This is a genomic window from Burkholderia sp. NLJ2, assembly GCF_049487195.1.
Classification (GTDB): domain Bacteria; phylum Pseudomonadota; class Gammaproteobacteria; order Burkholderiales; family Burkholderiaceae; genus Burkholderia; species Burkholderia pyrrocinia.
The window spans coordinates 1558567-1580910 of sequence record NZ_CP137808.1 but is presented as its reverse complement, the minus strand read 5'-3'; the positions used below and the strand labels follow the sequence as shown (position 1 = coordinate 1580910).

Genomic DNA, 22344 nt, shown 5'->3' with positions numbered 1-22344 from the left:
ATTTGTCTCCAATCTTGTTTCGGCTCAACGCGACGCGAGATCCATGATGCGGACCTGGTCGGCGTCCTTGCGTTCGACGATGCCGGTCATGCGCCCTTCGTGCATCACCATCACGCGGTCGCTCATCCCCAGCACCTCCGGCATCTCCGACGAGATCATCAGCACCGCGACGCCCTTGCCGGCGAGCGCGCTGACGAGCCGGTGAATCTCGGCCTTCGCGCCGACGTCGATGCCGCGCGTCGGTTCGTCGAGGATCAGGATGCGCGGCTGCGTGAGCAGCCAGCGCCCGATCAGCACCTTCTGCTGGTTGCCGCCCGACAGGTTCTGGATCTCCTCGTGCAGCCCCGGCGATTTCACGCGCAGCATCCGGCTCATTTCCTCGCAGTCGCGCTTCAACTGCGCCTGCCGCACGAAATTGAACTTCACGTAGCGGTTGCTGAGCACGGCCGCTTCCATGTTCGCGAGCAGGTCGAGATTCAGGAAGCAGCCGGTATCCTTGCGGTCCTCGGTCAGGAACGCCATCCCGTGCTTCATCGCCTGCGCGGGCGTCGCGATCCGCACCGGCTTGCCGTCGATCCGGATCTCGCCCGACGTGGCCGGCACGACGCCGAACAACGCCTCCGCGACGTTCGAGCGCCCCGAGCCGACCAGGCCCGCGACGCCGAGGATCTCGCCCGCGCGCAGCTCGAAGCTCACGTCGCGGAACACGCCGTCGACGCCGAGGTTCTTCACCGACAGCACGACGTCGCCGATCGGCACCTCCTCCTTCGGGAACATCTGCGTGATCTCGCGGCCGACCATCATACGGATGATGTCGTCGCGCGTGACGTCGCTCGATGCGTGCGTGCCGATGTACTTGCCGTCGCGGAACACCGAGAACTCGTCGGCGATTTCGAACAGCTCGTTCATCTTGTGCGTGATGTAGACGATGCCCTTGCCCTGCTCGCGCAGCTGGCGAATGATCCGGAACAGGTGCGTGACTTCCTTGTCGGTCAGCGCCGACGTCGGCTCGTCCATGATCAGCACGTCCGAGTCGAACGACACGGCCTTCGCGATCTCGACCATCTGCCGGCTCGCGACCGTCAGCGTGCGCACGTCGGTTTCCGGATCGATGTCGATCGACAGCCGCTCGAACAGCTCGGCCGTGCGGCGGCGCAGCGCCGCGTGATCGATCAGGCCGAAGCGGTTCTTCGGTTCGCGGCGAATCCAGATGTTCTCCGCGACCGTCATGTACGGCATCAGGTTGAGTTCCTGATGGATCATCGCGATCCCGCGGTCGAGCGCATCGAGCGGCCCGTTCAGCACGACGGGTTCGCCGTTGATCAGGATCTCGCCCTGATCGGGCGTGTAGACGCCCGCGATGATCTTCATCAGCGTCGACTTGCCCGCGCCGTTCTCGCCCATCAGCGCATGGACGGTGCCGCGGCGCACGCGGAACTGCACGCCGTCGAGCGCGACGACGCCGGGAAAGGACTTGCCGACGCCGCGCACCTCGAGCACGCAGTCGGCCGCGGCAGAAGCCGGCGACCCGGACGATCCGGATGCGCCGGGCGCTCCGCCGGATGAAGCGGCCGGCGCGTCGACGCCGGCCATCGGGCGCGCGATCCTGGCTGTAAACATGGACGTTCCTCGACAAGTCGCGCGCGAACCCGGCCAGGCCGGGCCCGCGCAGTTCAACGGATCGCCGCTCAGTGCTTGGCGTACTGGTTCATGTTTTCGGGCGTCACGAGCTCGAACGGCACGTTCACGAAGCGGTCGACGGGCTGCTTCTTCGCGAGCTTCAGCGCGGCGGCAACCGACTGCGCGCCCTGCCCGGCCGCGTTCTGGTACACGGACACCTTCAGCTCGCCGCTCTTCATCGCCGCCAGGCCGTCCGGCGTCGCGTCGATGCCGGCGACGACGGTTTTCGGCGTCAACTTGCGCGCGGCCTTCAGCGCGTTGATCGCGCCGATCGCCATTTCGTCGTTGTTCGACACGATCGCGTCGAACTTCGTCCCGGAACTCAGCCAGTTCATCGTGATGTCCTGGCCCTGCGTGCGGCTCCACTTGCCTTCGCGCTTGTCGACGATCTTCATGCCCGAGCAGTCCTTCGTCGCGATGACTTCCTCGATGTCCTTGGTGCGGGCGCGCGCCGATTCGTTCGACAGCTCGCCCATCAGCACGAGGAGGTCGCCCTTGCCGCCGAGCAGCTTGCACACCTGGCGCGCCTGCAGCGTGCCCGACTGCTTCTCGTCGGACGCGACGACCGCGACGCCGGCCGGCAGCTTGTCGAAATCGACCGGCTTGCGGTTCACGTAGACGAGCGGGATCTTCGCCGCCGTCACCATCTTCGTGATCTTCGGCGTCGCGTCGGTGTCGACCGCGTTCACGATGATCGCGTCGACCTTCTGCGCGATCATGTTCTGGACCTGGCTCAACTGCTTGCCGACGTCGTTGCCGCCGTCCTCGATCTGCACCGTCGCACCGTCCTTCTTCGCTGCGTCGGTAATGCTGTTGCGCAGGATGGTCAGGAACGTGTCGTCGAACGACGCCATCGTCACGCCGATCTTCTCGGCATGCGCGAGCGGCGCAGCCAGGATCGCGGCGGCCGCGACGGCCATCAGCTTGGTCTTCATGATCACTTTGTCTCCTCATCTCCGGGGGGCGGAAGACGGCGCGTTGCGCGCCGCCGGGCCGAGTCCGATACGGACTGAAGCATCCGGATGAAACTGTAGATCACTTCCTCGAAAATTTGGAAATTTATTTCTACGTGATTTCACCTAGGGAACTGGATTTCCAAAAAGTCTAGACTGCGTCCGTAGCCCGATTCCTTGCGGCAGGCAGCCTCGCGTCGTGCAGCGCACGTTGCGGACCGTCGCCGGCGGATCGGTCCCCTAATCTGCCGGCACCGCCGAACGCCGGCCGCGAGCGTGACACGTGATATGAGCCTGCTGAACTTTCCGAGTGACCGCCCCATCGATCTCGCCTGCCTCGGCCGCGTGGCCGTGGATCTCTATGCGCAGCAGTACGGCAGCGGCCTGGAGGACGCGCGCAGCTTCCAGATGTATCTCGGCGGCTCGTCGGGCAACGTCGCGTTCGGCGTCGCCCGGCTCGGGCTGAAGACCGCGATGATCTCGCGCGTCGGCGACGAGCAGATGGGCCGCTTCCTGCGCGAGACGCTCGAGCGCGAAGGCTGCGACACGAGCCAGCTGCAGACCGACCGCGAGCGCCTGACCGCGCTGGTACTGCTCGGGCTGAAGGATCGCGACACGTTCCCGCTGCTGTTCGTGCGCGAGAACTGCGCGGACATGGCCGTGCGCGCCGACGAGATCCGCGAGGACTTCATCGCCGGCTGCCGTGCGCTTGCGATCACCGGTACGCATCTTTCGACGCCGGCCACGCGCGAAGCGTCGCTGACCGCGCTCGGCTACGCGCGCCGCCACGGCGTCGTGCGGATCCTCGACATCGACTACCGGCCCGTGCTGTGGGGGCTGACCGCGCGCGGCGCGGGCGAGAACCGCTACGTGCCGGACGCGCAGGTGACGCAGCAACTGCAGCAGGTGCTCGGCGAATTCGACCTGCTGGTCGGCACCGAAGAGGAATTCCTGATCGCGGGCGGCGTGCCGCACGACCTGATCGGTTCGTTGCAGGCGGTGCGCGGGATCACGAACGCCACGCTGGTCGTCAAGCGCGGCGCGCTCGGCTGCTGCGTGATCGAAGGCGACATCCCCGCGCGCATCGACGATGCGCCGACGTTTCTCGGCGAACGCGTCGAGGTGCTCAACGTGCTCGGCGCGGGCGACGCGTTCCTGTCGGGCCTGCTGTCGGGGCTGCTGCGCGGCCGCGACTGGGCCGAATCGACGCGCATCGCGAACGCATGCGGCGCAATTGTCGTATCGCGCCACGCGTGCTCGGCCGCGATGCCGACGCCGGCCGAACTCGCGCACTGGTTCGACGGCAGCCGCAATCCCGTGGTCGACGCGGACCGCACGCTCGCGCACCTGCATCGCGTCACGGTGCCGCGCCGCGAATGGGACGACCTGTGCGTGATGGCGTTCGACCATCGCAGCCAGTTCTACGAACTCGCGGTGCAGGCCGGCGCGGACGAAGCGCGGATCAAGACGCTGAAGCGCCTGCTCGTGCGCGCGGCCGAACAGGTCGAGCGCGATCGTCATATCGAAGGCCACGTCGGTGTGCTGATCGACGGCGGCGCGTACGGCAGCGACGCGCTCGCGTCGGCCACCGGGCGCGGCTGGTGGGTCGGCCGCCCGGTCGAGCTGCCGGGCTCGCGGCCGCTGCGCTTCGACGAGACGCGCTCGGTCGGCTCGTCGCTCACGCACTGGCCGACCGAGCAGGTCGTGAAGTGCCTGGTCCACTACCACCCGGACGACGACGTCGACCTGCGCGTCGAGCAGGAGCAGCGCGTGCTGGAGCTGTGGGAAGCCACGCGCGCCAGCGGCAACGAGCTGCTGCTGGAAGTCATTCCGCCGCGCGCGGTCACGCCGGCCGGCACCGAGGACGATGCGGTGCTGCGCGCGGTCGCGCGCTTCTACAACCTCGGCGTGATGCCCGAATGGTGGAAGCTCACGCCGCTGAGCGCCGACGGCTGGGCGCGGCTCGCTACGCTGATCGCCGAGCGCGACCCCCATTGCCGAGGCGCGGTGATCCTCGGGCTGAACCAGCCGCTGCAATATCTCGTCGACAGCTTCCGCTCGGCGACCAACCCGATCGTCAAGGGCTTCATGGTCGGGCGCACGCTGTGGGCCGATGCGTCGCTGAACTGGCTCGCCGGCCGGATCGACGACCAGGCACTGATCGACGAAGTCGCCGGCAACTTCGCGCAGCTCGTCGACGCGTGGCTCGGCCGCCGGGGCGCCGCGCGCGCCGCCGCCGCGGCCTGATGCGCGCGCCCGTCATGACCGATCCGATCCTTCTTCACCGACCGACGATGCCCCCTACCGTGAGACTGACCGTCAGCCAGGCGCTCGTGCGCTACCTGGCCGCCCTGCGCACCGAAGTCGTCCAGCCCGACGGCCGCACCGAGATCCTGCCGTACTGCGGCGGCGTGTTCGCGATCTTCGGCCACGGCAACGTGGCCGGGCTCGGCGAAGCGTTGCATGCAGAAAAAGACCGGCTGCCGACGTTCCGCGCGCATAACGAGCAAGGGATGGCCAACGCGGCCGTCGCGTTCGCGAAAGCGAATTTCCGCCAGCGGATGATGGCGGCGACGTCGAGCATCGGCCCCGGCGCGACCAACATGCTGACGTCGGCCGCGCTCGCGCACGTCGGCCGGCTGCCGCTGTTGCTGCTGCCCGGCGACGTGTTCGTGTCGCGGCTTCCCGACCCCGTGCTGCAGCAGGTCGAGGATTTCGAACAGGGCGACGTCAGTGCGAACGACTGCTTCCGCCCCGTCACGCGCTACTTCGACCGGATCACGTCGCCCGAGCAGTTGCTCGTCGCGCTGCCGCGCGCGATCCAGGTGATGACCGACCCCGCGCAATGCGGCCCCGTGTGTCTCGCGCTGCCGCAGGACGTGCAGACCTTCGCGTACGACTGGCCCGAGGATTTCTTCGCGCCGCCGGTGATCCGGATGCGCCGGCCGCCGGCCGACGCGCTCGAACTCGCCGATGCGCTCGACGTGCTGAAGGCCGCGAAAAAACCGCTGATCGTCGCCGGCGGCGGCGTGCTGTACAGCCAGGCGTGGGACGCGCTGCGCGCGTTCGCCGACACGCACGGCGTGCCGGTCGCCGAATCGCAGGCCGGCAAGGGCAGCCTCGCGTGGGATCACCCGCTGAACCTCGGCTCGATCGGCGTGACCGGCTCGCCCGCCGCGAATCGCGCGGCCGCGCAGGCCGACGTCGTGCTCGCGGTCGGCACGCGGCTGCAGGACTTCACGACCGGCTCGCACGCGCTCTACGGCGACGCCACGCTGCTGAGCCTGAACGTGCAGCCGTTCGACACCGGCAAGAAACGCGGCCGGCAACTGGTTGCCGATGCGCGCACGGGCCTCGGCCAGTTGTCGGCCGCGCTGGCCGGCTGGCGCGCCGACGCGGCATGGACGGCCGCCAACCGCGACCAGGCCGCGGCATGGAACGCGCGCGTGACCGAGCTGACGACGCGCGTGCCGAAGGACACGCTGCCGTACGATGCGGACGTGATCGGCGCGGTGCGCGATTCGGCGGCCGACGCGGGGTGCGACAGCGCGCGCGACGACCTCGTCGTGTGCGCCGCCGGCACGCTGCCGGCCGAGCTGCACAAGCTGTGGCGCAGCGGCGTGCCGGGCAACTACCACATGGACTATGCGTATTCGTGCATGGGCTACGAAGTCGCGGGCGGCCTCGGCGCGAAGCTCGCGCGGCCCGAACGCGAAGTGATCGTGATCGTCGGCGACGGCTCGTACATGATGCTCAACGCCGAGCTCGCCACTTCCGTGATGCTCGGCCGCAAGCTCATCGTCGTGATCCTCGACAACCGCGGCTACGGCTGCATCGAGCGGCTGCAACTGAATTGCGGCGGCGCAAGCTTCAACAACATGCTCGACGACTGCGTGCCGGAAGGCGGCGAGCGCTCGACGATCGACTTCGCAATGCATGCGCGCGCAATGGGCGCCGACGCCGTGCATGTGCGCGACGTCGGCGAGCTGCGCAGCGAAATGAAGCGCGCTCGCGCGGCGAAGACGAGCCAGGTGCTCGTGATCGACACCACGCACCAGCGCACGACCGACGACGGCGGCGCGTGGTGGGAAGTCGCGGTGCCGCAGGTATCCGAGCGTGCCGGCGTCGAGCAAGCGCACCGCGCGTATCTCGACGCAAAGACCCGGCAGCGGCGCTGATGCCGCGCGCTGCCCACCCACCCGCCCCGCGAAAAACCCATTCGAACCAAGGAAGCACGCCATGAGCTGGAACGTCCGCATCGGTATCAATCCCCTGTCGTGGATGAACGACGACCTGCCGTCGCTCGGCGGCGAGACGCCGCTCGAAACGGCGCTGAAGGAAGGCGCAGAAATCGGCTACGCGGGCTTCGAGCTCGGCAACAAGTTTCCGAAAACGGGCCCCGAGCTGAAGGCGAAGCTCGCCGAGTTCGGGCTCGTGTGCGTATCGGGCTGGTATTCGGGTTTCCTCGCGGAAGTCGAACCGGGCATGAGCGACGCCGATGCGGTCGCCGCGGAAATCGAACGCTGCCGCGCGCACCTGACGAAGCTGCAGTACAACGACGTGAAGGTCGTCGTCTACGGCGAATGCGCGGGGACGATCCAGGGGAACATCGACACGCCGGTCGCGAAGCGGCCACGCTTCGTCGACGACGCAGCGTGGCACCGCTACGCGGCGCGCCTCGACGCATTCGGCGCGCACCTGCTCGCGACCTACGGTATCAAGCTCGCCTACCATCACCACATGGGCGCATACGTCGAATCGCCCGACGACGTCGACCGGCTGATGGCGCTGACCGATCCGGCCAAGGTGTTCCTGCTGTTCGACACCGGCCACGCGTATTTCGGCGGCGCGGCCGACCCGGTGACGCTGCTGAAGAAACATGTGTCGCGCGTGGTCCACGTGCATTGCAAGGACGTGCGGGCGCAGGTCGTCACGCAGGCGCGCAACGACGGCTGGAGCTTCCTGAACGGTGTGATCAACGGCACCTTCACGGTGCCGGGCGACGGCGCGCTCGACTACGACGCGACGCTGCGCACGCTGAAGGACGCCGGCTACGAAGGCTGGCTCGTCGTCGAGGCCGAGCAGGATCCGGCCGTCGCGCCGAGCTACGCGTATGCGAAGAAGGGTTACGAGTCGCTGCGCGCGATCGTCGACCGGTTGAGCGCGTGAGCATGCAAGTGCTCGAATGCTTGAGCCCTACCCTATTGCGGAGCCCCACCCCATGACGATTTCTCCCCTGCTGGTCAAGGCATCCGCCGACCGCGAAATCTGCAACGTCACGCCCGAGTCGGCCGGCTGGAAGCATGTCGGTTTTCGTGCGCTGCGCCTGAAGGCCGGCGATACCGAAACGCTCGACACCGGCGCGCGCGAGCTGTGCATCGTCGTGCTGACGGGCACGGTGCGCGCGGAGGTCGACGGCGAAACCTACGATGCGCTCGGCAAGCGCGACAGCGTGTTCGAGGACGTTTCACCGGACGCGCTGTACGTGCCGGGCGGCAAGAGCGTCACGCTGGTCGCGACGCGCGATGCTGAAATCGCGCTGTGCACCGCGCCGTACGCGAGCGGCGACAAGCCGGTGCGGCGCCTCGATGGCGAACGGATGCGCCGCTCGGTGCGCGGGCAAGGCACCAACACGCGCTACGTGTGCGACATCCTGATGGGCGACAACCCTGCTGCCGACCGGCTGCTGGTCGTCGAGGTCGTCACGCCGGCCAGCCATTCGAGCAGCTATCCGCCGCACAAGCACGACCGCGACGCGGCACCCGACGAAACCTCGCTCGAGGAAACCTATTACCACCGGATCGATCCGCCGCAGGGTTTCGCGTTCCAGCGCGTGTACACGGACGACCGCAGCCTCGACGAAGCATGCGCGGTCGAGAACCACGACGTCGTGATGGTGCCGCGCGGCTACCACCCGGTCGTCGCGCCGCACGGCTACAACCTGTACTACCTGAACGTGATGGCCGGGCCGAGCCGCGCGTGGGCGTTCAAGAACGATCCTGCGCACGAATGGATGCTCGACGCGGCGCCGAAGCGCTGAACGAACCACGGGCAAGCGCGCGGCCCGTGACGAGGCGACGCCGGCGCGCGAACCCGACTTGCGACGATACGGAGCCGCCATGGTGACGACCTTCCTGCGCATCGATCACGCGCCCTTCGACGACGACGCGCCGGACATGGCGCTGCCACGCTTCAATGCCGACGTCGCGCGCCGGCTCGGGGAAATCGCGGTCAATATCGCATCGCGCCGCGGGCTGCCGATCGCGGTCGGCATCGTCGGCGAAGCGGCACCGCTGTTCTATTGCGCGCTCGACGGCAGCCGTGCGGAAGACAGCGATGCGATTCGCCGCCGGCAGAACACGGTGCTCCGTTTCGGCCTGAGTTCGCTCGAGGTCGGCACGCAGTTTCGCCGCGCCGGCTGGTCGCTGCGGTCGCAGGGCCTGTCGGACGACGACTATGCGCTCGACGGTGGCGGCGTGCCGCTGCGAATCGCCGGTGCCGGCCTCGTCGGTGCGATGACGATCGCGGGGCTCGACTCCGAACGCAATCACGCGCTCGTCGTCGAGAGCCTGCGCTGGCACGTCGGCGCGAACGCGCTGGCGATGATCGCGTAACGACGCAATCGGCACGACCGGCGCACGCGCGCCGATGGTGCCGATTTGCCGTATCGCTCGATCAGTTCAACCCGCCGCTCACGACGAGGTGTTCGCCGGTCATCCAGCGCGCATCGTCCGATGCGAGGAACACGGCGACCGACGCGATATCGTCCGGCTCGCCGAGGCGGCCGAGCGGCGTCTCGCTGCGCACCTGCTTGTCGAGATCGGAACCGATGATGCCCGCGCTGTGCGTGCCCTCGGTCACGATCATGCCCGGGTTGATCGCGTTCACGCGGATCTTGCGCGGGCCGAGTTCGAGCGCGAGCACGCCGGTGATCGCGTCGACCGCGCCCTTGGTGCCGCTGTACACCGCGCTGGCGGGCGGCGTGATGCTGGTGACCACCGAGCTGATGTTGATGATGCTCGCGCCTTCGCCGAGATGCTTGACGGCCGCCTGCGTCACGAGCAGCACGCCGAACACGTTCGTGTCGAACTGCCGGCGGTAGTGTTCTTCGGTGATCGCTTCGATCGGCGAGAATTCGTACACGCCGGAATTGTTGACGAGCACGTCGAGACGGCCGTACGTGTCGACCGCCGTATCGACGATGCGCTGCGCGTCGGCTGCCTTCGACACGTCGCCGCCGACCGCGACCGCGCGGCCGCCGGCTTCGACGATCGCGCTCACGACCGCATCGGCGCCCGCCTTGCTGCTCGCATAGTTGACGACGACCGACGCGCCTTCCGCGGCCAGCGCCCTCGCGATCGCGGCACCGATGCCCTTCGATCCGCCCGTGACGATCGCTACCTTGCCTGCCAGCTTGCTCATGATTTCATTCCTCAGTCAGATGACTATCGATGGATGGCGCCGGGCGCCGCGTCGATGCGGCGGCCCGGCATGACTGGCAATTTAAGGTGCGGCGCGGCGGCGATAAAGCGGCTCGACGCGAATTGTCTGGCGGGGCCAGCCGAACAATCGGGTCGGCGCCGTCAACCGGCGCTCAGCCACGCGTTGGCGACATCGCCGCCCAGGCCGTCGAGCGCGCCGTCGTAGACGATCCGTCCGCGCCCCATGACCGCGACGCGCCGCGCGAGCCGCGGCGCGAACTGCAGCCGCTGCTCGATCAGCACGATCGCGACGCCGTCGGCCTGCAGCGTGGCGAGGCACGCACCGACTTCGTCGACCGCGAGCGGCGCGAGCCCTTCGGCCGGTTCGTCGACGATCAGCACGCGCGGGCTGCCGGCGAGCGCACGGACCAGCGCGAGCACCTGCTGCTCGCCACCCGACAGCCGCCCTGCCTTCACGTCCGCGCGCGCGGCCAGCAGCGGAAAGCGGTCGAACAGGCGTTCGAGCGCCGCGCGTTCGGCCGCGCCACGCATGCCGCGCAACCCGAGCGTCAGGTTGTCGCGCACGGTCAGCAACGGAAACACGTCGCGGCTTTCGGCAACGTAAGCGACGCCGCGCCGCGCGATCTCGAACGTGCGAGCGCCCGCGCATTCGGCGCCGGCGATGCGCACCGAGCCGGCCGTGCGCACGAGCCCCATCACGGCCTTCGCGAGCGTCGAGCGCCCCGAGCCGTTGCGGCCGAGCAGCGCGAGCGTCTCGCCCGGCGCGAGTGCGAGATCGACACCGTCGAGCACGGGCTGCATCCCGTACCACGCGCGCAGGTCGCGAATGTCGAGCAGTGCGTTCGTCATGCGCTGCCCTCCCCGAGATACGCGGCGCGCACGGCCGGATCGGCGCGGATCGCATCGGGCTCGCCGGTCGCCACCACCGAGCCGCGCACGAGCACCGTGATGCGTTCGGCGAAGCCGAACACCGCATCCATGTCGTGCTCGATCATCAATACCGTACGGCCCTGCGTCGTCGCGCGGATCAGCGCGATCATCCGCGCCGCCTGCGCGCGGCTCATGCCGGCCGTCGGCTCGTCGAGCAGCAGCGTGCGCGCGCCGCTCGCGAGCGCGATCCCGAGATCGAGCGCGCGCTGCTCCGCATAGCTCAGTTCGGCGGCCGGCGTGTCGCGCCGCGCGTCGAGGCCGATGTCGTGCAGCACGCGCGCGGCCGCGAGATCGACCGACGCCGATTCGCGCAGCCGGTTCCACCAGCGCCGCCGCTCGGCCGGCGCATGCAGCGCCGCGCAGCGCAGGTTGTCGAATACGGTCAGCCGCGCGAACGCACTCGTCTGCTGGAAACTGCGGCCGACGCCGAGGCGGCTCGCGACGACCGGCCCGCGCCCGCGCAGCTCGACGCCATGCAGCACGACGCGCCCGCGGGTCGGCCGCGTCGCACCCGCGATCACGCCGAACAGCGTCGACTTGCCTGCGCCGTTCGGCCCGATCAGCGCATGGCGCTCGCCGGCCGCGATGCTCAACTCGATGCCGTCGAGCACGGTCTGCGCACCGAAACGCTGCGTGATGCCGTGGAGCGCGATCGCGTTGCCGTTCATCGCCCGTCCTCCCGCTTGCCGGACCGCGTGCCCTGCACGAGCCGCGCGCGCCAGCCCCACAGCAGCGTGCCGATGCCCGCCGCCGAGCACGCGACGGCCCAGCCGGCCGGCGTATCGGCGTCGATGCCCCAGGCGCCGAACGCGAGGCCCGTGCCGTCGTCCTGCGCGAAGCGCCACGCATAACCGAGCTCGGCCGCGCAGACGATCGCGACGCCCCAGAACACGCACGCGCCGACGCCGCACAGCATGCGCCACCGCTCGGCTGCCGGCGCGCCGCGGCGCAACGCCTGCGCGAGCGCTTGCGCGATGCCCGCGATCCCGCGCGGCGCGGCCATGACGATCACGACGAACAGCACGCCGAGATACAGCGCCCACGCGCGCGACACGCCCGCGACGACGATGCTCAGCGCCGTCAGCACGGCCGCGCCCGCCGCCGGCCCGAAGAACGCGCCGGTGCCGCCGATCACCGCGGCGATCAGCACGGTCGCCGAGCGCGCCATCGACATGCTGTCGGGTGTCGCTATTTCGACGTCGATCAGCGTCAGCGTGCCGGCGATGCCCGCGAAGAACGACGCACAGGTGACCATCGCGAGCCGCACGCGGCGCGGATCGGTGCCGAGCGCGGCGACGCGCGCCGGGTTGTCGCGCACCGCGTTCGCGAGCCGCGCGAGCGGCGTGCGCGTCAGCGCATGCATCGCGAACGCCGACACGACGCACCACGCGGCAATCACCGCATATGCGTGCGCCGGCGCGCCGAAATGCCAGCCGCCCCACGGCGTGCCGCTCGCGCGGTCGATCGGCACGCCGCCGATGCCGCCGAACCACGCGGGCACGCTCCACGCGGCGGCCGCGACGCATTCGCCGAGCCCGAGCGTGATCATCGCGAACGCGGTGCCCGAACGGCGCGTCGCGAGCAGCCCGGCGACGAAACCGAAGCCCGCGCCGGCCATGCCGCCGACGAGCGGCAGCAGCGGCAGCGGCCCGCCGAAGCGGTTGAACCAGTGCGCGGCAGCGAAGGCGCCGAGGCCCGCGAACGCCGCATGCCCGAACGACAGCAGCCCGGTCGTGCCGAGCTGCAGGTTGTACGACAGCGCGAGCACGACGAGCGCGGCCGTCTGCGCGAGATAACCGAGCACCGCGCCGTGCGGCCACAGCCACGCGGGCAGCGCGACGCACGCGGCGAACAGCGCCCAGCGCGCGAGGCCGGCGAGCGCGCGGCTACGCATCGGCACGCTCGCCGAACAGCCCGCGCGGCCGCGCGACCAGCACCGCGACGAGCAGCAGGTACGGCACCAACGGCGCAAGCTGCGCGATCGACACCGCGGCCACGCTGTCGGGCAGCGCGACGCCGGCCCATAACGCGAGGTCGCGCAACGACGTGTCGCTCGCGGCCGCGAAAGTCTGCGCGAACCCGACCGCGAGCGACGCGGCGAACGCGCCGCCGAGCGAGCCGAGCCCGCCGATCACGACGACCGCGAACACGACCGATCCGACGGTCTCGGCGAGCGCGGGCTCGATCACCGCGAGCGGCGCGCCGATCACGCCGGCCAGCGCCGCGAGCGCGGTGCCCGCGCCGAACAGCGCCGTCATCACGCGCGGCACGTCGTAGCCGAGCGCCTCGACGGCCGCGCGATGCGTCAGCGCCGCACGCACGACGAGCCCGATGCGCGACACGCGCAGCAGCGCGCCGAGCGCGACCAGCATCGCCGTGGACATCCCCATCATGAACAGCCGGTAACGCGGCAACGCGAGGCCGAACACGGTCACGGGCGCGCCGTCGAACAGCGGCGGCACGGGCGCCGGCAGCGGCGCGAGGCCCCACAGCAGTTTCGCGCCCTCGCCGATCAGGTAGGCAAGGCCGAAGGTCAGCAGCAGCTCGCTCGTATGGCCGCGTGCCTGCACGCGGCGCAGCAGCCCGCGTTCGCAGCCGGCGCCGAGCAGCCCGACCGCGAGCGGCGCGAGCACGAGCGCAGGCCAGAAACCCGCGCGGGCCGCGATGCTGTAGCCGACATACGCGCCGAGCATGTAGAAGCTCGCATGCGCGAAGTTGAGCACGCCCTGCACGCTGAAGATCAGCGTGAGGCCCGCCGACAGCATGAACAGCAGCAAACCGTAGCTGAGGCCGTTGAAGGCCTGGAGCGCGAACGCGTGCACCGCCGCGCGTTCCGTCAGGCCGCGAGCGGGTCGAGCGCCGCGCGCAGCGCGTCGGGCAGCGGCACCGGGCGGCGCGTGCCGCGATCGACGTACACGTGCACGAAATGCCCCTGCGCGGCGGGCGATGCGTCGCCTTGCGCGAACAGCCCGACCTCGTAGCGCACGCTCGACGTGCCGAGCTTGACGACGCGCAGCCCCGCGTCGACCGACTGCGGAAACACGAGCGGCGCGAAGTAGTTGCATTGCGTCTCGACCACCAGCCCGATCGTCTGCCCGTGCTCGACGTCGAGCACGCCCGCGCGGATCAGGTACGCGTTCACGACGGTGTCGAAGTAGCTGTAGTAGACGACGTTGTTCACGTGCCCGTAGACGTCGTTGTCCATCCAGCGGGTCGTGATCGGCAGGAAGTGGCGGTAGGCGTCGCGCGGACGCGGCTGCGGCTTGTCGGACATGGCGATGGCGGTCAGGACGATGGGGGCGATGAAGACGAAGCGCGGCGGCCGTACGGCACGGCTCGCCGGCAAGAAGCGAAGCGCCGCGTCGCGATCGCGCGCGGCACGGCGGATGAAACCCTGCGGACGGGCCGGCCCGTCACTGCCCCGGCCGGTCGACGAATTCGAAATCGAGGCCGCGCGCGCGCATCCAGTCGGCGAGCGCGATGCCCGTGCCGGCGCGCCACGGGCGCAGCAGCGGCGGATCGACGAGCTTGTATTCCAGCAGTTCCGGCGACAGCGCGACCGTGCCCGACGCGCGCACGTGATACGCGATGATCAGCTCGTTCTTGCGGATGAATTCGTAGACGCCGACGAGCGACACGTGCTCGGCCTTCAGCGCCGTTTCCTCGAACACCTCGCGCGCGATGCCGTCCTCGGGCGTTTCGCCGTTTTCGAGGAAGCCGGTGATCAGCGCGAACATCCCTTCGGGCCAGGCCGCGTTGCGCGCGAGCAGGATCTTGCCGTCGAGCTCGACGATCGCGGCGACGACGGGCAGCGGGTTGTTCCAGTGCACGTAGCCGCAGGTGTCATCGGGGCACGCCTGGCGGACGCGACCGCCTTCGTGGTCGGAATCGGCGCGCTCGGTCAGCGGGCTCGCGCAGCGCGGGCAAAAACGGTAGTCGGCGGTGGTCATCGGTGGAGACATGGCGAACGGGGCCGCCTGCAGCGGCGGCCCCGTTCGCGCTCGGCGCGGGAAAGTCTCGATTCTAGCGAGTTTGCGCCGCGGCGAGGCTTTCAGCGACGACAGGACGAGCCGGCCGGAACGGCGCGGGCGATGCGATTCGCCCGCGTTCGCCCCGGCCGGGTGACGCACCGGCACGCACGCAGGTGCACGCGCCCGGCGCGCCGCGCCCCGCCGGCATGCAGCGGCCTGCCGTCCCGCTCAGGCCGCCGCCGGCGTCCGGATGGCCGGCATCCGGACGCCGGCCGGTCGGTCAGACCGTAGCCGGCGCGGGCGGCGCCGGTCAGTCGCGGATGCTGCCGTAGTTGATACCGGCGAGCGGCATTCCGGTGTTGTTGCCGGTCGTGCTGCTGCCGGTCACGTTGCCGAAGTTCAGGCCCACGAGCGCGCCGGACTGCTGCGCGTACCCCGGCGTCAGCGCGACGCGGGTTTTCGTCGTCGAGCTGTCGATCCAGCCGAAGTTCGCGCCCGCCAGGCCGCCGAGCCGCGCGTAGTAGCCGCCGGAAACCGTGCCGGCCGACGTCGACGATGCGATCGCCCCGCTGTTGAAGCCGACCAGGCCGCCGACCGAGCTGTAGTGGCCGCCGCTTGCCGAACCGGTCGCGCTGGACGCTTCGATCGACGCACCCATGTAGTTCTCGCCGATCAGGCCGCCGACATAGCCGGACGAGCCGGCTGCGACTTCGCCGGACGCGCTCGACGCGGATACGCGGCCGGCGTTGAAACCGATCAGGCCGCCCGCCTTGCCCGCGCCCACCACGGTGACCGCACCCTTCGCGTCGGACTTGAGCACCGACCCCGTGTTGCGGCCGACCAGCCCGCCGGCGATGCTGTCGAATGCGGTCCAGACCTCGCCCGATGCCGACGATCCGTCGACGACGCCGCTGTTGGTCGCCACGAGGCCGCCGACGACGCTCGAGATGTCGCCCGCCACCAAACCCGTCGCATCGGATGCCTGCACGGTGCCCGCATTGACACCGACCAGCCCGCCGGCTTGCCCGGACATGCCTGCCACCACGGTGCCGCTCGACGACGACGCGCGGATCGTACCGTCGTTCACGCCGACGACGCCGCCCGCCGTTGCGTAGTCGCGTGCGAAGACGTTGCCGCTCGCGGACGACGCGAGCACTTCGCCGGTCGCCGCATTGCGGCCGGCAAGCCCGCCCGCGATACCCTTCGCGCCCGCCGCGACGTAACCGGTCGCGCTCGACGCATCGATCTTGCCGGCGTTGTGGCCGACCAGCCCGCCGGCCACGCCGGCAATGCCGGCTTCCACGCCGACGCTCGACGTCGATTCGAGAACGCTCGCGAAGTTGGCGCCGACGAGGCCGCCGACGTTCGACGCACCGGCCATCACGCGGCCGGCTGCCTTCGACGCGTTGACGACGCCACGGTTTTCACCGACCAGCCCGCCCACGCGAGCACTGTCGCCCGCCGCCACGATGCCCTTGAACCCGGACGCATCCACCCGGCCCGCGTTGTGGCCGACCAGACCACCCACCGATGCGCTGCGTGCGGCCCGTACATCCGCTGCGGCCGTCGATGCGTTGACCACGCCGCCGCTGTTGGTGCCGACCAGGCCGCCGACGCGGGCGCCGGTGCCAAGCGCCGTCACGGTGCCCGTGACCGTCGACGCATCGACCATCCCACGGTTGTCTCCGACCAGCCCGCCTGCGCTGCCGCTCGACGAACTGACGACCTGGACGTCGGCACGGCTGTTGCGGATCGACGCGTCGTCGAATGAGAAGAACGAGATGTTTTCACCGACCAGGCCGCCGACGTTCAGCGCATCCCTGCCGCCGTTGACGCGCCCCACCACGGATGCGCGCTCGATCGCGCCGCCGAAGTTGCTGCCGACGAGGCCGCCGACGATCGTGCGTCCGTCGCCGCTCACGGAGACGTTCGTCGCCTTCACGTCCGAGATGGTGCCCATGTTGTAGCCGGCCAGCGTGCCGACGCTGACGGGCGACCAGTAGGACGGCACGACCGCGCGCGTCGTTACCTTGTCCAGGCCGAGGTTGGCGATGCGGCCCGCGTTGAACGCGAACAGGCCGACGGCGTTGCCGCCCTGATTGGAGATCGACAGATCGCCGATGGTGTTGCCGAGACCGTCGAACACGCCGTCGAACGAACCGTACGCGCCGATGCTCCGGAACGCCGCGCCCTGGCCGTCGATCGCGTTGCCGAGCACGTAGCGGCCCCTCAGGTTGCGGTCGACATTGCGCAGGCCCGCGACGTCGTGGATCACTTGATACGTTTCGCCGTTCGACGAGAACGACGCATCGCGGCCCGACAGCGTCGCCGATGCGTTGTCCTGCGTGAACCGGTGGCCCTTCGTCGCGTTCAGTTCGAGTCGTGCCTGCTCGCCCGTCAGTGCCAGTTTGTCGCCTACGCGGATCTCGCCTGCCGCGTTCGCCGATACGCTCGCCTTCGCACCGCTCGCCGTCAGTGCCTCCTTCAGCACGACATCACCCTGTTTCGACGTCAGCGTCAGCGCATGATCGTTCGTCCAGTTCACCGCGCTGTCCACCGTCAGGTCACCCGACGTGTTCGTCAGCGCGACGTTCGTCGTGCCCAGCGTGCGCGACAGCGTCTGTCCGTTCAGCGCGCCGTCTGCTTCGGCGACGTTCGCGTTCGCCGATTCGATCGTCCACGTACCCGTGCGACCCGACGCGCTACGCGTATCGACCTGCGCGTCGCTCGACACGCGAACCTGTTCACCGCGCGTCGTCACTTCGCCGCCTGCGGCGTTCAACTTGCCGGCAACCTGCACCAGCCCGCCATCCAGCACGATCTTCCCGTCGCGCTTGCTCAACCCCTGCGCTTCGATCGTCCCGCTGTTGTTCACCACCGCGTTCAGCAGGCCATTCGCCGCGCGCGCCGTCATCAGCACCTCGCCGCCATCCGCCTTCAGTAGACCGCCGTTGTGCGCCTGCGCGTCCATCGCGCCGCCTTCAACCTGCAGGTTCAGCAGGCCGTTGCCGTCGAAGTTCACGGTAAACGCATCGCCCGCGCCCAGCGCCACGCGGCCCGCCTGCGCACGAATCACCCCCGTGTTCGACACCCGCGCACCCAGCAGCGCGACGCTGCCGCCCTCGGCCGCCGTGACCGTCCCCGCGTTCTCCACCGACTTGCCCGATGCGCCCGCGAACCTGTAGTTGCCTGCGAGGAAATCCTTGTCCGACACGTCCTTCGTCGACGCCACCAGACCGCCCACGTTCACCTGTGCGCCCGCACCGAACACCACGCCATTCGGGTTCACCACGAACACCTTGCCGTTCGCATCGATCTGACCGTGGATCTGGCTGCCGTTCGCCCCGATCACGCGGTTCAGCGCGATCGACTGCTGCGTCGGCTGCTGGAACGACACGCGCTCGCCGCCGCCCACGCTGAAGTCCTGCCAGTTCGTGATCAGCTTGTCCGTGTGCTGGTTGATCGACATCGTCTTGCCGTCCGCCGACGTCGCGATGTCCGCCAGCCCCGATGCAACCGCGCCGCCCGTCGGCAGCGCGTATGCGTTCGTTGCCGCCAGACCCAGCAGCGACACCCCCGCCGCCAGCAGGCGCTTGCCGCCCGCCTTGCCGCGGCGACGCGCGGTTTCGCTCACCGCACACCAGCCGCCCTGCGCTTCGTTCCATACCAGCGAGTAGGCCTTATTCATTTGAAATCCTCTTTAATTTACGTTTCAACCGGTCCGCCTTCGACGGACCTCCGATCACGCCACCCGGCAACGCCGGGCAGCCTGAACCCATGCGCCCGACAGGCAAGCCTGTCGGCCCCGCGCGTCGCCAAACGGATACGCGCAGGGATCGACCCGGCATAGCCATTCGATTTGCATACCTGAATGAATTCTGAAATGGAGGGTGGCAAGAAGCGATTCGCGGCCTGCCTCGCGGATGTCGACACCACACGTGCCCGGCACGCCGGCATCGCTTCGTTCGACACGGGAAAGCCGGCCCATCGTGAACGGGTCGGCCGCGACTCGGTTGCAGTCCTCGGAGAGCGGGATGGGCGGGCGGCGGCACCGGGCCGCGCGATTGCCGCCCGGCGCCGTGCACAACGCCACACCCCGCGTTGGTGCGAATTAACGCTTGCCGTCGATCAACCCGATATTGATACCGGTGAACGGTTCAGCCGATGCCGCACCCGTCGTCTGGCTCGATTCGATGATTCCGGCGTTGATCGCAGCGAAACCGCCGATAAACTGCGGCCGTTCGTGCGCCAGGTATTCGACCTTCGAGCTCGTCCACGACGAACGAATCGTGCCGCCGTTACCACCCACGAAACCGCCGCCCCACGAAGCCTTGCTCGACACGGTGCCCGACGATTCCGAATCGGTGATCAACCCGTCGTTCCACCCGACAAACCCGCCGAGGTTTCGCGCACCGACAACCGCCACGTTGCCGAGCGCCTTCGAGTCGCTCACGACGGATTTGCGGCCCTTGTTGTAGCCAACCAAGCCGCCCGCGTTGCTGTCGCGCTCTGCGGAAACGTTCGACGTCGAGCTCGACGATGCAATCGTGCCGCGGTTCTCGCCGACGAGCCCGCCAATACGGTTGTCCAGACCGCCGCGCACCGCCCCGCTCGACCGCGAAGCTTCGATCTTCCCGTCGTTGATGGCCACGAGCCCGCCAACGATGCTCCCATTGCCCGCGCTCGCGTTGCCTTCCGCCACACCCTGGCGAATCGCGCCGGCGTTTCTGCCGACCAGACCGCCGACGACGCCATTCGCGGCATCGGTCACTCGGCCCTTCGCCGATACGTCCGCGAGGACACCGCCGACGTTCTCGCCCGCGAAGCCGCCAACCGCGGCCGCACCTTTTCCGGTCACGTTGCCGGACGCATGCGATCCGCTGATCTCGCCGCCATCGTTGCTGCCGACGAACCCGCCGATCGTGCTGCCTGCCGCCGCGACGACCTGGCCACTTGCCGCCGCATCGCGAATGATGCCGTCGTTGCCGCCGACCAGACCGCCGACCTTTGCCCCGGACGCCGCGCTGACGTTGCCGCTCGCCGATCCATCGTGGATGGTGCCGCCGTTGTTGCCGACCAGACCACCGACCATCGCCCCGGACGTTGCGCTGACGCTGCCGCTTGCCGACACGTTCGACAACGCACCGACGTTCCAGCCGACCGCGCCCCCGATATAGCCCGCTTTCCCGGCCGATACGGCCATCGACGCATTCGAGCGATCGATCGCGCCGCCGGCCGTGAAGCCGGCCAGGCCGCCCGCGAACGTGTTGTCGCTCACCGACAGTTTCCCGCTGCTGGACGAATTCGTGACGATCGAGTCCCAGTTCATGCCGACGAGCCCGCCCACCATGTACATGCCGAACGACGACGACCCCTTGCTCGCGATCTCCGCGTCGACGCGGCTGTTCGCGATCCGCGCACCGGCGACGTTCTGGCCGGCTATCCCGCCGATCGCTGTTGCCCTGCTGTAGCCAGTGATACGCCCCTGGAAACGTGCGCCGTCGATGACGCCACCGTCGTTGAGGCCGACGAGACCTCCGACATGGTTCTGGCCCCGGTCTGCGGACGACGACGAGACGTTCATCCGCGTCGCGCGAACGTTCGAGATCGTCCCTCGGTTGTGACCGGTCAGGCTGCCGACCATCGAAACGCGGGCGTTCGACGCGCTGCCGACGGTAAACGAGTCGAGCGCGAGATTGGCGATGCGGCCGCGGTTCTCCGCAAACAGCCCGACGGACGGGGTGATCCCGGTGACATACAGTCGGGAAATCGTATTGCCCAGGCCGTCGAATACGCCGTCGAACGACTCGTCCAGACCGATGCTCTGGAACGCGACGCCCTTGCCGTCGATCGCGTTGCCGAGCACGTAGCGGCCCTTCAGGTCGCGGTCCACCCTGCGCAAGCCCAACACGTCGTGGATCACCTGATATGCTTCACCGTTCGACGAGAACGACGCATCGCGGCCCGACAGCGTCGCCGATGCGTTGTCCTGCGTGAAGCGGTGGCCCTTCGTCGAGTTCAGTTCCAGCCGTGCCTGCTCGCCCGTCAGTGCCAGTTTGTCGTTCACGCGAATTTCACCTGCCGCGTTCGCCACCACGCCCGCCTTCGCACCGCTCGCCGTCAGTGCCTGCTTCAGTGCGACGTCGCCCTGTTTCGACGTCAGCGTCAGCGCGTGATCGCTCGTCCAGTTCACCGCACCATCCACCGTCAGGTCGCCCGACGTGTTCGTCAGCGCGACGTTCGTCGTGCCCAGCGTGCGCGACAGCGTTGCCGCGCCGATCGCAGCATCCGCGCTATCGACGTTCGCGTTCGCCGATTCGATCGTCCACGTACCCGTGCGACCCGACGCGCTACGCGTATCGACCTGTGCATCGCTCGACACGCGAACCTGCTCGCCGCGCGTCGTCACTTCGCCGCCTGCGGCGTTCAACTTGCCGGCAACCTGCACCAGCCCGCCATCCAGCGTGATCTTCCCGTTGCGCGCGCTCAACCCTTGCGCTTCGATCGTCCCGCTGTTGTTCACCACCGCGTTCAGCAGGCCGGTCGCCGCACGCGCCGTCATCACCACTTCACCGCCATCCGCCTTCAGCAAGCCACCGTTATGCGCCTGCGCGTCCATCGCACCGCCTTCCACCTGCAGGTTCAGCAGGCCGTTGCCGTCGAAGTTCACGGTGAACGCATCACCGGCGCCCAGCGCCACGCGGCCCGCCTGCGCACGGATCACCCCCGTGCTCGACACCCGCGCACCCAGCAGCGCCACGCTGCCGCCTTCGGCCGTCGCGATTGTCCCCGCGTTCTCCACCGACTGGCCCGATACGCCCGCGAACCGGTAGTTGCCTGCGAGAAAATCCTTGTCCGACACGTCCTTCGTCGACGCCACCAGACCGCCCACGTTCACCTGTGCGCCCGCACCGAACACCACGCCATTCGGGTTCACCACGAACACCTTGCCGTTCGCGTCGATCTGGCCGTGGATCCGGCTGCCGTTCGTCCCGATCACGCGGTTCAGCGCGATCGACTGCTCCGTCAGTTGATGGAACGACACGCGCTCGCCACCGCCCACGCTGAAGTCCTGCCAGTTCGTGATCAGCTTGTCCGTATGCTGGTTGATCGACATCGTCTTGCCGTCCGCCGACGTCGCAATGTCGGCTTGCCCCGACGCCACCGTGCCGCCCGTCGGCAGCGCATACGCACTTGACGCCGCCAGACCCAGCAGCGACACCCCCGCTGCCAGCAGGCGCTTGCCGCCCGCCTTGCCTCGACGGCGCGCCGTTTCGCTCACCGCGCACCAACCGCCCTGCGCTTCGTTCCATACCAGTGAATAGGCCTTATTCATTTGGAATCCTCTTTATTTGATTCTTGAACGCT

At 69.1% G+C, this 22344-nt stretch carries 16 protein-coding genes; 5 read left to right on the top strand and 11 right to left on the bottom strand.

The window, feature by feature from the left end; genetic code table 11:
- Positions 1-24 precede the first annotated feature (24 nt).
- Both R9B84_RS07260 and R9B84_RS07255 read right to left on the bottom strand, forming a co-directional pair.
- The gene (locus R9B84_RS07260) at positions 25-1620 is read right to left on the bottom strand and encodes a sugar ABC transporter ATP-binding protein (RefSeq protein ID WP_423759774.1); all 1596 of its coding nucleotides are present in this window, start codon (positions 1618-1620) and stop codon (positions 25-27) included.
- Between the two features lie 68 nt (positions 1621-1688).
- A complete protein-coding gene (locus tag R9B84_RS07255; RefSeq protein WP_423759773.1) occupies positions 1689-2615 on the bottom strand; it encodes a sugar ABC transporter substrate-binding protein in 927 nt (308 codons plus the stop codon).
- Between the two features lie 306 nt (positions 2616-2921).
- Between R9B84_RS07255 and R9B84_RS07250 the strand changes: the two genes are divergently transcribed.
- The 5 genes from R9B84_RS07250 to R9B84_RS07230 all read left to right on the top strand — a co-directional run bounded on the left by R9B84_RS07250 (position 2922) and on the right by R9B84_RS07230 (position 9247).
- On the top strand, positions 2922-4880 hold the full coding sequence (locus R9B84_RS07250) for a bifunctional 5-dehydro-2-deoxygluconokinase/5-dehydro-2-deoxyphosphogluconate aldolase (protein ID WP_423759772.1): 1959 nt from the start codon (positions 2922-2924) through the stop codon (positions 4878-4880).
- A 47-nt stretch (positions 4881-4927) separates the two neighbouring features.
- The gene (gene iolD / locus R9B84_RS07245; RefSeq protein ID WP_423759771.1) at positions 4928-6811 is read left to right on the top strand and encodes a 3D-(3,5/4)-trihydroxycyclohexane-1,2-dione acylhydrolase (decyclizing); all 1884 of its coding nucleotides are present in this window, start codon (positions 4928-4930) and stop codon (positions 6809-6811) included.
- Between the two features lie 61 nt (positions 6812-6872).
- Positions 6873-7802: a myo-inosose-2 dehydratase gene (gene iolE / locus R9B84_RS07240; protein ID WP_423759770.1), complete on the top strand. Its 930-nt coding sequence runs from the start codon at positions 6873-6875 to the stop codon at positions 7800-7802.
- 52 nt (positions 7803-7854) lie between these two features.
- Positions 7855-8673, top strand: coding sequence for a 5-deoxy-glucuronate isomerase (gene iolB, locus R9B84_RS07235; RefSeq protein WP_423759769.1), 819 nt, complete (start codon positions 7855-7857; stop codon positions 8671-8673).
- A gap of 79 nt (positions 8674-8752) precedes the next feature.
- A complete protein-coding gene (locus tag R9B84_RS07230) occupies positions 8753-9247 on the top strand; it encodes a heme-degrading domain-containing protein (protein WP_423759768.1) in 495 nt (164 codons plus the stop codon).
- 61 nt (positions 9248-9308) lie between these two features.
- On the opposite strand, the gene R9B84_RS07225 is transcribed toward R9B84_RS07230, so the two are convergent.
- From R9B84_RS07225 to R9B84_RS07185, 9 genes are all read right to left on the bottom strand, one after another.
- Positions 9309-10055, bottom strand: coding sequence for a glucose 1-dehydrogenase (locus tag R9B84_RS07225; RefSeq protein ID WP_423759767.1), 747 nt, complete (start codon positions 10053-10055; stop codon positions 9309-9311).
- Between the two features lie 161 nt (positions 10056-10216).
- Complete coding sequence (locus R9B84_RS07220) at positions 10217-10924, bottom strand: ABC transporter ATP-binding protein (protein ID WP_423759766.1); 708 nt, start codon at positions 10922-10924, stop codon at positions 10217-10219.
- Positions 10921-11673, bottom strand: a complete 753-nt coding sequence (locus tag R9B84_RS07215) for an ABC transporter ATP-binding protein (RefSeq protein WP_423759765.1) — start codon at positions 11671-11673, stop codon at positions 10921-10923. Before R9B84_RS07215 ends, R9B84_RS07220 begins: the two co-directional genes overlap by 4 nt.
- The gene (locus R9B84_RS07210; protein WP_423759764.1) at positions 11670-12899 is read right to left on the bottom strand and encodes a branched-chain amino acid ABC transporter permease; all 1230 of its coding nucleotides are present in this window, start codon (positions 12897-12899) and stop codon (positions 11670-11672) included. Before R9B84_RS07210 ends, R9B84_RS07215 begins: the two co-directional genes overlap by 4 nt.
- Positions 12892-13827: a branched-chain amino acid ABC transporter permease gene (locus R9B84_RS07205; protein ID WP_423759763.1), complete on the bottom strand. Its 936-nt coding sequence runs from the start codon at positions 13825-13827 to the stop codon at positions 12892-12894. Before R9B84_RS07205 ends, R9B84_RS07210 begins: the two co-directional genes overlap by 8 nt.
- 14 nt (positions 13828-13841) lie before the next feature.
- Positions 13842-14279 carry an acyl-CoA thioesterase gene (locus R9B84_RS07200; protein WP_423759762.1) on the bottom strand — a complete coding sequence of 146 codons (438 nt, stop codon included), beginning with the start codon at positions 14277-14279 and terminating at the stop codon, positions 13842-13844.
- 139 nt (positions 14280-14418) lie between these two features.
- A complete protein-coding gene (locus R9B84_RS07195) occupies positions 14419-14955 on the bottom strand; it encodes an NUDIX domain-containing protein (RefSeq protein ID WP_423759975.1) in 537 nt (178 codons plus the stop codon).
- Positions 14956-15286: 331 nt separating this feature from the next.
- Entirely contained in the window at positions 15287-18664 is a 3378-nt protein-coding gene (locus R9B84_RS07190) for a filamentous hemagglutinin N-terminal domain-containing protein (protein ID WP_423759761.1), read from the bottom strand.
- A gap of 423 nt (positions 18665-19087) precedes the next feature.
- On the bottom strand, positions 19088-22312 hold the full coding sequence (locus tag R9B84_RS07185; protein WP_423759760.1) for a GLUG motif-containing protein: 3225 nt from the start codon (positions 22310-22312) through the stop codon (positions 19088-19090).
- Between the last annotated feature and the right edge of the window lie 32 nt (positions 22313-22344).

What these genes read in the sequence shown, in the direction of transcription:
- R9B84_RS07260 (WP_423759774.1), bottom strand. Translation starts at nt 1,620, where the DNA reads ATGTTTACAGCCAGGATCGCGCGCCCGATGGCCGGCGTCGACGCGCCG.
- R9B84_RS07255 (WP_423759773.1), bottom strand. Translation starts at nt 2,615, where the DNA reads ATGAAGACCAAGCTGATGGCCGTCGCGGCCGCCGCGATCCTGGCTGCG.
- R9B84_RS07250 (WP_423759772.1), top strand. Translation starts at nt 2,922, where the DNA reads ATGAGCCTGCTGAACTTTCCGAGTGACCGCCCCATCGATCTCGCCTGC.
- iolD (WP_423759771.1), top strand. Translation starts at nt 4,928, where the DNA reads ATGCCCCCTACCGTGAGACTGACCGTCAGCCAGGCGCTCGTGCGCTAC.
- iolE (WP_423759770.1), top strand. Translation starts at nt 6,873, where the DNA reads ATGAGCTGGAACGTCCGCATCGGTATCAATCCCCTGTCGTGGATGAAC.
- iolB (WP_423759769.1), top strand. Translation starts at nt 7,855, where the DNA reads ATGACGATTTCTCCCCTGCTGGTCAAGGCATCCGCCGACCGCGAAATC.
- R9B84_RS07230 (WP_423759768.1), top strand. Translation starts at nt 8,753, where the DNA reads ATGGTGACGACCTTCCTGCGCATCGATCACGCGCCCTTCGACGACGAC.
- R9B84_RS07225 (WP_423759767.1), bottom strand. Translation starts at nt 10,055, where the DNA reads ATGAGCAAGCTGGCAGGCAAGGTAGCGATCGTCACGGGCGGATCGAAG.
- R9B84_RS07220 (WP_423759766.1), bottom strand. Translation starts at nt 10,924, where the DNA reads ATGACGAACGCACTGCTCGACATTCGCGACCTGCGCGCGTGGTACGGG.
- R9B84_RS07215 (WP_423759765.1), bottom strand. Translation starts at nt 11,673, where the DNA reads ATGAACGGCAACGCGATCGCGCTCCACGGCATCACGCAGCGTTTCGGT.
- R9B84_RS07210 (WP_423759764.1), bottom strand. Translation starts at nt 12,899, where the DNA reads ATGCGTAGCCGCGCGCTCGCCGGCCTCGCGCGCTGGGCGCTGTTCGCC.
- R9B84_RS07200 (WP_423759762.1), bottom strand. Translation starts at nt 14,279, where the DNA reads ATGTCCGACAAGCCGCAGCCGCGTCCGCGCGACGCCTACCGCCACTTC.
- R9B84_RS07195 (WP_423759975.1), bottom strand. Translation starts at nt 14,955, where the DNA reads ATGACCACCGCCGACTACCGTTTTTGCCCGCGCTGCGCGAGCCCGCTG.
- R9B84_RS07190 (WP_423759761.1), bottom strand. Translation starts at nt 18,664, where the DNA reads ATGAATAAGGCCTACTCGCTGGTATGGAACGAAGCGCAGGGCGGCTGG.
- R9B84_RS07185 (WP_423759760.1), bottom strand. Translation starts at nt 22,312, where the DNA reads ATGAATAAGGCCTATTCACTGGTATGGAACGAAGCGCAGGGCGGTTGG.